We start from the raw sequence: 12681 nt of genomic DNA on the forward strand, positions 1-12681 counted from the left end.
TTTAACGCCCGATATCCATACGGAGTTGCTCGGCGATCTGCTCAGAAATCTCTATCTCGACCTCTGTCATCTTCTTTTTGGTCGTCTCCAGCGCCCTCTGGGCAGTGGCCTCACCATTTTCCAGCGCCAAAGAATACCAGGCACAGGCAACCACAGGATTCTGGGAAACACCGCGACCTACATCATACATCACGCCAAGGCTTAGCTGAGCCTTGGAGTCACCACGCCTGGCGGCCATATGAAACCATTTTGCCGCCTGGGCATCACTTTGTTGCACGCCCTGTCCCCTGGCATACATGACCCCCAGGTAACTTTGCGCATTCCGGTCACCCTGATTACCCGCCAGTCGAAACCAATGGACAGCTTTGTCGTAATCTACCTCAACAGACTGGCCCTGAATATAGAGCGCACCCAGATTTGTCTGCGCAGTTGCGTCACCCCCATCAGCTGCGGAACGGAACCACTTTAAAGCTTGCTGTTCATCTTTCGCGACACCCTGCCCTTTGAGATAGAGAATGCCCAGGTAGCCTTGAGCTACAGGATTTCCTTTTTCAGCCTCGACAAGCCAGAGGTTATGAGCCGTTTTAAAATTGCCAGACTCTGCAGCGGCCAAGCCGTCTTCTACGTTGCCGCCAAAGGCAACTGGGACTAAAACAGCAAGCAAGAGCAAGAGAACAGTGAAATGGGACAAGAACCTCATAAAATCTCCGGGTCAAACCTAAAAAAGCGGGAAGAGTCACCCTATTGGGCCTTTCCTGGCTTTTCTTGGCGTCTTTGCGTCGGTCTTTTGATTTCAGCTTTGACTGTTTTGGTGTAAAGACCTATTCCCTTTGTCTGGGTTATAGACCCGTAAAACAAGGAAAGACCACCGCTTGGATACGCAGGTGGCCTTTCAACAATTCAGACAATTGGCTTGATCAATTGATCGACCTCTCGCGGCAAAAAAGTAACTGTTATTTTTTTTCTTTGCCAAGTTCCCTGGACCGTGTCGTTGCGGCTCCCACGGCTTCCATCATCATTGCGCGCAAGCCCCGCTCTTCGAGAACACGGATGGCGCTAATCGTGGTTCCAGCCGGGCTACAGACCTTTTCGCGTAACAACGCCGGGTGTTCGCCAGTCGCTTTCACCAGGTGAGCCGCTCCAACGACGGTCTGTACTGCCAAAGAATGAGCAATGTCGAGTCGTAAACCTTCCTGCACGCCCCCTGCCGTCAAAGCTTCAATAAAGGTGTAAACAAAGGCGGGGCCGGAACCAGAGAGCCCGGTCACCGCGTCCATCTGTCCTTCTTCCACCCAGAGCGCGATACCAACGGTTTCAAACAGATGCTGGGCAACACGACGATCTTCTTCGGTTACATTCTTACCGGGACAAAGAGCAGCAGCACCCTGCCCGGCCAGAGCCGGCGTATTCGGCATGGCTCGAACCACGCGGGCCTGACCGCCGAGGCCCTCCTCGAAGGTTGTTGTCGTTATACCCGCCAGGATGGAGATCAGAAGTTTTTCATCATTAAAGACGGTAACAATGTCTTCCAGGACCTTGTCCAGAATTTGCGGTTTGGTGGCAACAACAACAATGTCGCTCTTGTTGACCAGCTCCATATTGTCAACAGCGCACGAGACCCCGTAACGCTCAATCATTAATTCGCGACGCTTTTCATTCGGCTCAAAAAAGAGGATATCGGTAGCCGGAAAGCCGCCATTCATCAAACCCTTGATAAAGGCTTCGGCCATATTGCCGCCACCGATGAAACCTATTTTACCTACTGTTGTTAATGGCACCTTTTATTTCCTTTTCCGTAGTGTGAAAATGGATCTGACTGACTTCACGTCACAATCTTATAACTTATCGTAGAGACTAAGAATTCCGGATCAAACAATAAGACATTTCTACATTAGGACCGAAATCGTGTCAAATCGAAAGCAGTTGCCTTTCTCCCTCTTCTATGCGACTTATCACCGCTATGGATCGTTCTTCTCACATAAAAGGGCTGCTGATCACTTTTACCGCAGTCGTGATCCTCAGCCCGGACGCTCTTCTGGTGAGATTGATCCACTGTGATGTCTGGACCCTGCTTTTCTGGCGTTGTCTGCTAACGGGCAGTATGCAAGCTCTCTTCCTCGCGGTGCTCTATCGGCGACAGTTCGTGCAAAGTTTCCGCAACATAGGGCGTATAGGACTCTTCTCCGCGGGGATCGTAACCACAGGATCCTTCTTCTTTGTCAATGCGCTCAGACACACGGCAGCGGCAAATGCTCTGATTATACTTGCAGCCACCCCCCTGTTCAGCAGCCTCCTCAGCTGGCTCTTTCTACGTGACAGAATCGCTCGTCGCACCTGGCTTGCGATTACGATCTGTTTCGGGGGAATCTTGCTGATATTTTCTGGAAGCCTGCGAAGCGGCTTGCTGTTTGGCGATTTACTGGCACTGGGAGCAACCCTTATGTGGGCAAGCAACCTGGTTGTTCTGCGCAAAGGGAAAGCCGTCAACATGGTTCCAGCGAATCTTCTCGGCAACCTGATGGTCGTTCCAATCACTCTTTTAGCCGGCGCACAACCCCTCTCTGTATCGCCAACCGACATGACCTACCTGATCGTTCTCGGCGGGATTGTTCTGCCCGTCTCTTTTACCCTGATCACCGTGGGGCCACGTTATCTGCCGGCACCGGAAGTCAGCCTTATTTTACTGACCGAGACAATCCTGGGTCCGATCTGGGTCTGGCTCGCGCTCAACGAGGTGCCGCAAGCGACAACCCTGGTTGCCGGGGCATTGATCATCTCCACCCTGGCAGTGCATACTTTTATGTCGCTATGGGCAACACGCCAGCACGGAGTTGCCGAAAAAGTCGAGGGTTAGAACCAAGCAAGCGGGGTCAGAACCTGGCGTTCCCCGGCGTGCGTGGAAACGGAATCACATCGCGGACATTCTCCATGCCCGTGATATACATCAGAAAACGTTCAAAGCCGAGACCGAAACCAGCATGGGGGCAGCTGCCCCAGCGACGGGTGTCGAGATACCAGTCGAGGCTCTCCGGGTGGATGTCGAAGTCCTTCATCTTCTGTTCCAGGACATCCAGACGCTCTTCGCGCTGACTGCCACCGATGATCTCACCGACTTTCGGCACCAGCAGATCCATGGCGGCAACAGTGCGACCATCGTCATTATTCCGCATGTAGAAGGCCTTGATCCCTTTCGGGTAGTCGGTCACAAAAAGCGGCCCATCGACGATTTTCTCTGTCAGGTAACGCTCATGCTCTGACTGGAGGTCACACCCCCACTCCACGGGGAACTCGAAGGCCTGCCCGCTCTGCTGCAGGCGTTCGACAGCTTCCGTGTAGGTCATGGTCTGAAAATCCGTTCCGACAACCCTCTCCAAACGCTCGATCAAACCTTTATCGATAAACTGGTTGAAGAACTCAAGATCTTCACGGCAATGTTCCAGCGCATAGGCCACCATGAAGCGGAAAAAATCTTCAGCAAGCTGGCAGTTGTCAGCCAGATCAGCAAAAGCAATTTCGGGTTCAATCATCCAGAACTCAGAAGCATGACGACTGGTATTGGAGTTTTCGGCCCGGAAGGTGGGCCCAAAGGTATAGACATCGGTAAAAGCCGTGGCAAAGAGCTCGGCTTGCAACTGACCGCTGACAGTCAGGCCGGTCTTTGTGCCAAAAAAATCATCGTGCCAGGCGATGCGCGTGTCAGCCATCGGTGGATTTTCCGGATCAAGCGTCGTCACACGGAACATTTCTCCAGCCCCCTCACAATCGTTGGAGGTGATGATCGGCGTATGCACATGCACGAAACCCCGTTCCTGAAAGAACGTGTGCACAGCATGGCTGATACGACTGCGGACACGAAAAACAGCACCGTAGGCGTTGGTTCTGGGCCGCAGATGGGCGATCGTGCGCAAGAACTCGAAGCCATGACGTTTTTTCTGCAAGGGGAAGCTCTCATCGACGTCTCCATAAACAAGGATCTCATCACCCTGGACTTCCCAACTTTGACCCGCCCCTGGCGACGCCACCATCTGGCCGCGGACACCGACACAGGAACCGGTCCCTAAACGACTGGCAACCTCAAAGGCCTTTGAATCACTGCCGACAACAATCTGCAAGCTATCCAGGCAAGAGCCATCATTCAACGCCAGGAAAGCGACGCCCTTGCTGGAACGAACTGTACGCAGCCAACCCTGGACAAAGACTTCCCCATGAGACCCTTCAGCCTGAAGCAAAGCTTTCACACGGCAACGGCTCTGACGCCAATCTGTTTTTTTCATAAACACCTCAATATCATTGCTTAGAGATAGAAGTTATTTTTCATACAAAACTTTTCAGAATAGCAGTCTTTACAAATAAACAACGGGGATTGGCTTGTCAACCAATCCCCGTTGCAGCAGAGAAAATATCTATCATCAGGTGTTTTTGTTTTCAAATTTGAATACCTAGTCGTGCTCCCTCGTCTTAGAAAACTCGATGTCCGGCCACTGTTCCATAACGTAGCCGAGACGCCACTCACTCGGGGCAAGGTAACTTAAATTACCCTCCGCATCAAAAGCCAGGTTCGCCTGGCTCTTCTTCTCAAACTCAGCCATCTTTTTGGGGTCAGCACTCCCCACCCAACGTGCCGTGGCAAAATCCACGCTCTCGTAGATGGCGTCAACGCCATACTCTGTTTTCAGACGCTCCATGGTCACATCAAACTGCAAAACACCAACGGCACCAACAATATAATCATTGTTGATCAAAGGTCTGAACACCTGCACAGCGCCCTCTTCCGAGAGCTGCTTCAAACCCTTTTCAAGTTGCTTCGCCTTAAGAGGGGACTTCAGCCTCACCCGCCGGAAATGTTCCGCAGCGAAACTCGGAATTCCGGTAAATTTGAGGACTTCCTTGTCAGTGAAGGTGTCACCAACCTTAATCGTGCCATGGTTGTGCAAACCAATAATGTCCCCGGGGTAAGCTTCTTCGACGTTGGCCCGGTCCTGGGCCATGAAGATGATCGCCTTGGAGAGGTTGACGTCCTTGCCGATACGATGATGACGAACTTTCATACCGCGCTGAAAACGCCCTGAACAGATGCGCAAAAAGGCGATGCGATCGCGATGAGCCGGGTCCATGTTCGCCTGGACCTTAAAGACGAAACCTGAGAAGTCTTCCTCTTCCGGCGCAACTTCGCGGCTCTGGGCTTGCCGTGGACCGGGGGCCGGGGCAATATCAACCAGAGCATCGAGCAATTCTTCAACACCAAAGTTATTGATCGCACTACCGAAAAACACTGGAGTCTGGTTCCCCTTGAGATATTCGTTCAGATCAAAGGGGTTGGCCGCGCCTTCGAGGAGCTCAATGTCTTCCCGCAATTCATCGGCCGCGCTACCGAGCAATTCATCAAGTTGGCTATCATTGATGTCTGTAATGACACGAACATCCTCGGTAAGTTTTTTTTCGCCCGGACGAAAGAGACGCAGCTCTTTACGGTAGAGATTGTAAACGCCCTTGAACCGCTTACCCATACCGATTGGCCATGACATAGGTGCGCATTCTATCTGCAGTTTCTCCTCAACATCAGAAAGCAGGTCGAGTGGATACTGTCCTTCACGGTCCATCTTGTTAATGAATGTCAGCACCGGCGTATTGCGCATCCGGCAGACAGCCATCAACTTCTCCGTCTGGGCCTCAACGCCCTTGGCACTGTCGATAACCATCAAGGCGCTGTCTACAGCGGTCAAAACCCGATAGGTGTCTTCAGAGAAGTCTTGGTGTCCCGGGGTATCGAGCAGGTTAATCTCACACTCGCGATGGCCGAACTTCATAACCGAGGTGGTCACCGAGATGCCACGCTCCTGCTCTACCTTCATCCAGTCGCTGGTGGCATGACGACCCGCCTTACGAGCCTTGATGGCTCCGGCCATCTGGATAGCGCCGCCAAACAACAGCAGCTTTTCGGTCAGGGTGGTTTTACCGGCATCGGGATGGCTTATAATTCCGAAGGTCCTGCGTTTTTCGATCTCTTTTAAAAAATGGGTGCTCAACTGTGCCTCTTCTATAGTGTGTCGCAGCTATTGACAGAAAAAACGGGCATAAAGCCCGTTTCACTAGGGGTAATCGTAACGCATGTCTGAAAAACGGTCAATCAGGAAAGGCCGTGTTAAGAAGCTGAAAAAGGCAAGGGACTTTCAAGCTGTCCTCCTGGCGGTGACTTTGGCAGAGAGACCATGACCCTTGTCCCCCTGCCGAGTTGGCTTTCAATCTGGATATCACCATGGTGAGCCAGGACGATATTACGCACAATACTCATTCCCAGGCCGACACCCTGCACCGCGGTATCGGAAGAATCCGCGCGATAGAAACGATCGAAGACGTGAACGAGTTGGCCTTCGTCCATGCCTATCCCCTCGTCTTCTACGTTGAGTTCGTACTTATTGTCGTTCAGGTTCAACTCCACACTGACACGTCCCCCCTCAGGAGCATATTTAACAGCATTGCTGATCAGATGATCGACAACCTGCTTTAAACGCAACCGGTCGGCAATGATTGGCGAAGTCTCCCCCACCAGAGTGACCACAAATTCATGCAAGACCTCTTCGCCATCGTAGCTGTCCACAACTTCACGAATCATACTGGCAAAGTCGAACTCCTGATAATCCAGGGTGAGAGGACGACCAGACTCCACTCGGCTTACATCAAGGAGATCATCGACCAGCCCTCCCAAGGACAGAGCCTTGTCGTGGATCAGCAACAGACAGTCCTTCTTCTGTTCAGCACTGAACTTGTCTGCTGTTTCTGGCGACGTAAGCAGTTCGCTATAGCCGATAATTGTTGTCAGCGGGGTATTCAATTCATGGGTGGCCATGCCGAGAAATGCGCTCTTCATTCTTTCAACTTCACGCTCTCTGGTGACATCACGCAAGAGCAGAATGACGCCTTGAGACCCTTCTTCATCAGACACCATCTGAGACACTCGGACCTGGTATATCTCTGAGTAGCTTGAATTCTCCCTCGACAATTCAAGGTCAAAAGAACGTGGGCCATGAGTGATATTGAGCTTCTGTGCAACTTTCTTGCGGAAATCGACTTCGCTATTGATCTGGCTGATCGACTGTCCCAAGATTTTTTCAAGTGGTGTGTCGAGAATCCGTTCTGCGGTCGCGTTCATATGCAAAACATTCAAGGCCTTGTCCGTCAGGACGACACCATCAGGAACCGAGCTCAGGATACCATTGAGTTTCTCGCGATCGACCTTGAGGTCCTCCATTGCACCCGCCAGAGCTATTTGCGCTTGGGTCCGCTCGGCAATTTGCTCAATCAGTTGCTCGTTGGCAGCCGAGAGCTCTCCTGTCCGTTCCTTAACCCTTTCCTCAAGGACTTCATTGGCAACCTTCAGGGACTCCTCTGCAGCATCTCTCTCCTGAAAACTCAGGTAAGCCCGCTTAAGAGCGATGCAGATAGCAACCATGAATACCAAAGACAGCAACGCTGCCGTAAGAATGGACTGAAAAGAGATGGCCTGAACCTTGTCGATACTGTCGGTTACATCGTAGTAAACCTCTATCGCACCGCCAAAAGAATCGTTCGCCATAAAGGGGACATAGGTTTCAACAATATCTATCTTGGTTGTTACACCGTCTGCAGTCTTCCGATCCTTCTGAACAACTTTCGAGTAGACCTGCCCTTTGGCAACAATCTCACGAAAGTAAGCTCTGTCATTTAAGGTGCCTATCTCATCAGCTTCTGTAGAAAAAATAATTTCCCCAAGGGCCGAAAAAATACGCAGTTTGAGCAATTGTTTATCTCTTTTGACCGGCTGCAAGCTTTCAGCCAGAGCTTCTGGGAGTCGGTCTTTGATCAGAGATTGGTTCTCAAGCCCGAGTGTTCTCACCATGTAACTGGCGTAGCGTACAGCTTCATTCTCCGTTTCTTCGATTAACAGATTTTTGTAGGAGGGATGGAGAACAAAATATTCGTAGCCCGGCAAGAGAATCGTAATTGCCAGAGAAAGAAAGAGTAGATTGCGAAGAAGCTTGATGCGCAGCATGCGGGGCCCAGTTAGTCATGGATCATGTCAATTACGGAGGATAACAGCGCGCCAGATAAAAATTAGCAAGCGATTAGGAATATACATTAATTCTTTTAAACAGCCAATAGCTATAAACTTTTTGGCAGAAAACCGTTATTGCCAAACGTGACTTTGCAAAAAAATCATCCTTGTTCAAACGATCACCTGTGGCATAATTCGCTCACAGGAGAAATAATCTTATGCAAAGGTCAAGTGGGATTCTACTGCACCCAACGGCCCTTTCGGGCCCTTTCAAAATTGGCGACCTCGGAAAAGAGGCTCGTCTTTTTATCGATTTTCTCACCAAGGCAGGCCAGAGTGTCTGGCAGATCTTGCCCCTGGGGCCAACCGGATACGGCCACTCTCCCTATAATGCTCTCTCTGCTTTTGCTGGAAATCCTGCCCTGATTGACCTTCAACAACTGGTTGACAGCGGAGAGCTTGAGTGCTCACACCTTGACCAGGCCACCAAAAAAAGCATGGTATTGGACTTTGCTCAGGTACATGACGTCAAAAACGACCTGCTTCTGGAAGCCGGCAAGGTTTTTTTCAAAGCTTGCGAAGGCCCCCGAAGAGAAGCTTTCGAGACTTTCTGTATAGAGCAATCAGACTGGCTCGATGACTTCAGCCTCTTTATGGCCTTACGGGAGAAATTCTCCGGGCAGGCATGGTTTGAATGGCCAGAGGACCTGCGCACCCGGCAGCAACAGACCTTGGAGGCATATCGGACAAAGCTTTCCCAAAGGTGCCTGTTACACAAGTATCAGCAATTCGTTTTTGCCGAGCAATGGACAGCGCTGAAAGATTATGCCAACGGCAAAGGCATTAGGATTTTTGGTGATATTCCTATCTTTGTGGCTTACGACTCAGCCGATGTCTGGGCCAATCAGCACCTGTTCCAGTTGGACGACAAAGGTCGGGCGTTAGCGGTGGCTGGCGTTCCACCGGACTATTTCAGTAAAACCGGCCAACGCTGGGGCAACCCTCTGTACCGTTGGGACCGTCTTGGTGATGACGAGTTTCACTGGTGGCAAAGACGCTTCGAACACCAACTGAAGTGCAGTGACCTGGTCAGGGTCGATCACTTTCGTGGTTTCCAGGCGTGCTGGTCGATCCCTGCAACGGAGACAACCGCCGTCAACGGCCACTGGGAGGAAGTCCCGGGACGTGAACTCTTTAAAAAACTCTTCTCACACAGTCATGACTTGCCGATCATTGCCGAGGACCTTGGCATCATAACGCCGGCGGTAGAAAAACTCCGTGACGACTTCGGCTTGCCCGGCATGAAAATCCTGCAGTTTGCTTTTGATTCCGGGCCGGACAATCCCTACCTGCCAGAGAATCATGTCGCCAACAGCGTGGTCTACACTGGGACCCATGATAACAACACAACGCTGGGTTGGTGGCGAGGGCTCTCAAGTGAGCAGAAAGATCAGGTTCGGGACTACCTCCAATTAAACAGGCCGAAAATGCCGCAAGAGCTGATTCGCCTGGCCATGTCCAGCGTTGCCAAGCTCTGCATCATTCCCTGCCAGGACATACTTGGTCTCGACAGCGGATCACGCTTCAATACCCCTGGTTGCGCAACCGGAAACTGGGAGTGGCAGATGAAGCCTGAAGTACTAACCGAGGAACTCGCTGAAAAGCTTTTTTGCCTTACACAAAAATATCATCGCACAATCGTTCGGTAGGGCTTGCTGAGCTCTTGAATGGTGTGATATAGATATAAATTGTGTTTGAAACTTTTAACCCCGCAGGCATATCGCCTGGACATTACCTTTTTAACTATCGGAGGACCTTACTCGTGAAACAAATGATGACTCTGTTCTGCATCGCGGCTTTCTCACTCACCCTTCTCGCCGGTTGCGGTGAAGACACTCCTGCTCCTACAACAGAAGCAGCGAAACCTTCTGCACAAACAGCTCCTGCAGCAGCACCTGAAGCCGCTCCGGGTAAAACTGGCAAGGTCACTGAAACCATGGACGCCGCTGGTTATACCTACGTTCAGGTTGACACCGGCGCAGAGCAGTTCTGGGCTGCAGCACCTCAATTTGCAGTCCAGGTTGGCGATGATGTTGTGGTTCCTGAAGGCATGCCGATGCCTGACTACCACAGCAAAACCCTCGATCGCACCTTCGACATGGTCTACTTCGTCCCATCCGTTATGGTTGGCGGCGCACAGGCTATGAGCGGCGATATGCCCGCTGATCATCCTTCGATGGATGGTGGCAAAACTGTTGTTGAAGAAACAACTGTTGACCTCTCTGGGATTACTGTTGCGGAAGGTGGCGTCACTGTCGAAGATATGTTCACCAAGAAGGCTGAGCTTGCGGGTAAGACGGTCTCTGTACGCGGCAAAGTTGTCAAGTTTACCCCCGAGATCATGGGCAAGAACTGGATCCATCTTCAGGATGGCACAGGTGCAGAGGGTACCAGCGATCTGACCGTCACCACCAGCGCGTCAGCCAAGATGGGCGACACCGTGACCGTAAGCGGCGTTGTCGTCATCGACAAGGATTTTGGCTACGGCTACGCATACGATGTCATCATCGAAGATGCTGAAGTGACAGTCGAATAAGCAAAAGCGACTAGACGTATCGAAGGCCTCTGGGTTCTCCCAGAGGCCTTTTTTATTGTCCTTTTCCTGTAACAACTGACCCACCACCCGTTCACTTCTGTTTTCTCGTGCCACAGAGGGCACAGAGAGAATCAACACCTCTTTTTCTTTTCTCTCTGTTCTCTGCGTCTCTGTTGTTCAAGAATTTTTGCCAGCTCATCCTTATAGCGAGCAACAAGGCCATCCATTTTCAGCAAAGCCTACTCGGCAACAGGGTTAGCCCATGATGGCGTTCAGCTTGCCAATAGCTTACCTATAGTGTAATAATTCTAAAAATAGTAATTTCACTCAACACGACCTCTTGGAGGGTTTCTGATCATGTTTACCGTTAAAAGATTATTTCTTATCGTCTTAATATTACTCATCCCCCACTTATCTTTCGCCGAGAACTGGAAAATTGACCCTGCCCACACGGCCGTAGAATTCAAGATCAAGCACCTGATGATCTCCTGGGTCAAGGGAACCTTTACCGACGTGAAGGGGTCTGTTGTCTATGACGAAGCGGAGCCTGGCAAATCAAGCGTCAATGTTGAGATTGCCACGGCATCCGTCGACACCAGAAATAAGAAGCGTGACGACCATCTTCGCAGTCCTGACTTCTTCGACGTCGCCACCTACCCGGTGATGTCTTTCGTATCCAAAGACATTGTCGTTACCAACGGGATACCGACCCAAATCAACGGAGAACTGACTCTGCATGGAGAAACCCGTACGGTGACACTTGATGTCGAGGAGTTTAGCCCGACGATAACCGATCCCTGGGGTAATACTCGACGTGGAGCTTCAGCATCGGCGACAATCAACAGGAAGGATTTTGGGCTCACCTGGAACAAAGCCCTCGAAGCCGGAGGCGTTGTCGTTGGTGAAGAGGTTCGGATCAGTCTCGAAGTGGAATTAATCAAAGAATAACAAAAACAGGGGCGACAGAGACAAACCTGTCGCCCCTGCCCCTATCATCACCATACCCCAATCCCCCGCGACAATTCAAAAACGACCTTCCTCCACGCCGTGACAGGCAACCTGCCGACCATCTTCAAGGCTTAAAAGCTGAGGATTTTCTGCTGTACAACGTGCATTGGCATGGGGGCAGCGTCCATGAAAAACACAACCACTAGGCAAGTTGATTGGAGTCGGGACCTCTCCCTTGAGACGAATATGTTTACTCGGCCCGCCTTCCAATTTCGGAATCGCACTCATCAGTGCCTGGGTGTAAGGATGCCGTGGATTCTCGAAAAGGATGCCGGTTTCAGAGAGTTCACACATACTGCCCAGGTACATAACTCCAACCCGGTCACTGAGATGTTCAACGACCGATAAATCATGCGCAACAAACAGGTAGGCGAGATTGCGCTGCTGCTGCAAATCCATCATCAAGTTGAGGATTTGTGCCTGAATCGAAACATCGAGGGCGGAGATCGGCTCATCGGCAACAATAAAATCCGGGTCAACGACCAGGGCGCGGGCAATGGAAATCCGCTGTCGTTGACCGCCGGAAAACTCATGCGGCATACGGCTGATCCACTGGGGATCGCTACCGACCTGAATCATCACTTCGTCAATCCGGTCCTTGACTTCAGAGTTATTTAAACTCGGATAATGATAACGTAACGGAGCTTCCAAAGCCTGACGAATAGTTTTGCGTGGATTCAATGAAGCGTAGGGATCCTGAAACACCATTTGCATTTTTTTGCGGTACGGCAACAGCCTCTTGTGGTCGAGATTGTCGATACGATTGCCTGAATAATGGATCTCACCGGCGTTCGGAGGGTAAAGGCCCATAATCGTGCGCCCCAAAGTCGACTTACCGCACCCGGATTCACCAACCACACTAAATGTCTCCCCGGCTTGCAGATCGAAGCTGATATTATTGACCGCTTTGACAAGAGTCCGTTGTCTATGCAACCTGCCGGCGCTAAAGGTGATCTGGTCAAGCAAGCCGCCGGAGATATCAAAGTGTTTATAAAGATTTTTAACTGAAAGCAGGGCATCAGTCATGGTGTTACGACTCCGTTAA

10 protein-coding genes are annotated in these 12681 nt (G+C 51.1%); 4 read left to right on the plus strand and 6 right to left on the minus strand.

Going from position 1 to position 12681, the window contains the following annotated elements:
• Position 1: 1 nt before the first annotated feature.
• Together P9J64_10580 and proC are read right to left on the minus strand one after the other, a co-directional pair.
• Positions 2 to 700, minus strand: coding sequence for a tetratricopeptide repeat protein (locus P9J64_10580; GenBank protein MDG5468761.1), 699 nt, complete (start codon positions 698 to 700; stop codon positions 2 to 4).
• Between the two features lie 253 nt (positions 701 to 953).
• Positions 954 to 1778, minus strand: a complete 825-nt coding sequence (proC, locus tag P9J64_10585) for a pyrroline-5-carboxylate reductase (protein ID MDG5468762.1) — start codon at positions 1776 to 1778, stop codon at positions 954 to 956.
• Positions 1779 to 1942: 164 nt separating this feature from the next.
• On the opposite strand from proC, the gene P9J64_10590 reads away from it, so the two are divergent.
• Positions 1943 to 2854 (plus strand): DMT family transporter, encoded by a 912-nt coding sequence (locus P9J64_10590; protein MDG5468763.1) that lies wholly within the window; start codon positions 1943 to 1945, stop codon positions 2852 to 2854.
• Between the two features lie 16 nt (positions 2855 to 2870).
• Here P9J64_10590 and asnS read toward each other — a convergent pair whose 3' ends face one another.
• The 3 genes from asnS to P9J64_10605 all read right to left on the minus strand — a co-directional run bounded on the left by asnS (position 2871) and on the right by P9J64_10605 (position 8029).
• Complete coding sequence (gene asnS, locus P9J64_10595; protein ID MDG5468764.1) at positions 2871 to 4274, minus strand: asparagine--tRNA ligase; 1404 nt, start codon at positions 4272 to 4274, stop codon at positions 2871 to 2873.
• 165 nt (positions 4275 to 4439) lie between these two features.
• A complete protein-coding gene (locus P9J64_10600; protein ID MDG5468765.1) occupies positions 4440 to 6026 on the minus strand; it encodes a peptide chain release factor 3 in 1587 nt (528 codons plus the stop codon).
• Between the two features lie 116 nt (positions 6027 to 6142).
• Entirely contained in the window at positions 6143 to 8029 is a 1887-nt protein-coding gene (locus tag P9J64_10605; GenBank protein MDG5468766.1) for an ATP-binding protein, read from the minus strand.
• 221 nt (positions 8030 to 8250) lie between these two features.
• On the opposite strand from P9J64_10605, the gene malQ reads away from it, so the two are divergent.
• The 3 genes from malQ (at position 8251) to P9J64_10620 (ending at position 11576) form a co-directional block, all read left to right on the plus strand.
• Positions 8251 to 9741, plus strand: a complete 1491-nt coding sequence (malQ, locus tag P9J64_10610; GenBank protein MDG5468767.1) for a 4-alpha-glucanotransferase — start codon at positions 8251 to 8253, stop codon at positions 9739 to 9741.
• A 113-nt stretch (positions 9742 to 9854) separates the two neighbouring features.
• Positions 9855 to 10628 (plus strand): nucleotide-binding protein, encoded by a 774-nt coding sequence (locus P9J64_10615; protein MDG5468768.1) that lies wholly within the window; start codon positions 9855 to 9857, stop codon positions 10626 to 10628.
• A 357-nt stretch (positions 10629 to 10985) separates the two neighbouring features.
• Positions 10986 to 11576, plus strand: coding sequence for a YceI family protein (locus P9J64_10620; protein MDG5468769.1), 591 nt, complete (start codon positions 10986 to 10988; stop codon positions 11574 to 11576).
• Between the two features lie 75 nt (positions 11577 to 11651).
• Here P9J64_10620 and P9J64_10625 read toward each other — a convergent pair whose 3' ends face one another.
• Positions 11652 to 12662, minus strand: coding sequence for an ATP-binding cassette domain-containing protein (locus P9J64_10625; protein MDG5468770.1), 1011 nt, complete (start codon positions 12660 to 12662; stop codon positions 11652 to 11654).
• Positions 12663 to 12681: the final 19 nt, after the last annotated feature.

Source organism: Deltaproteobacteria bacterium IMCC39524 (assembly GCA_029667085.1).
Lineage (GTDB): Bacteria > Desulfobacterota > Desulfuromonadia > Desulfuromonadales > BM103 > M0040.

What these genes read in the sequence shown, in the direction of transcription:
- P9J64_10580 (MDG5468761.1), bottom strand. Translation starts at nt 700, where the DNA reads ATGAGGTTCTTGTCCCATTTCACTGTTCTCTTGCTCTTGCTTGCTGTT.
- P9J64_10590 (MDG5468763.1), top strand. Translation starts at nt 1,943, where the DNA reads ATGCGACTTATCACCGCTATGGATCGTTCTTCTCACATAAAAGGGCTG.
- asnS (MDG5468764.1), bottom strand. Translation starts at nt 4,274, where the DNA reads ATGAAAAAAACAGATTGGCGTCAGAGCCGTTGCCGTGTGAAAGCTTTG.
- P9J64_10605 (MDG5468766.1), bottom strand. Translation starts at nt 8,029, where the DNA reads ATGCTGCGCATCAAGCTTCTTCGCAATCTACTCTTTCTTTCTCTGGCA.
- malQ (MDG5468767.1), top strand. Translation starts at nt 8,251, where the DNA reads ATGCAAAGGTCAAGTGGGATTCTACTGCACCCAACGGCCCTTTCGGGC.
- P9J64_10620 (MDG5468769.1), top strand. Translation starts at nt 10,986, where the DNA reads ATGTTTACCGTTAAAAGATTATTTCTTATCGTCTTAATATTACTCATC.
- P9J64_10625 (MDG5468770.1), bottom strand. Translation starts at nt 12,662, where the DNA reads ATGACTGATGCCCTGCTTTCAGTTAAAAATCTTTATAAACACTTTGAT.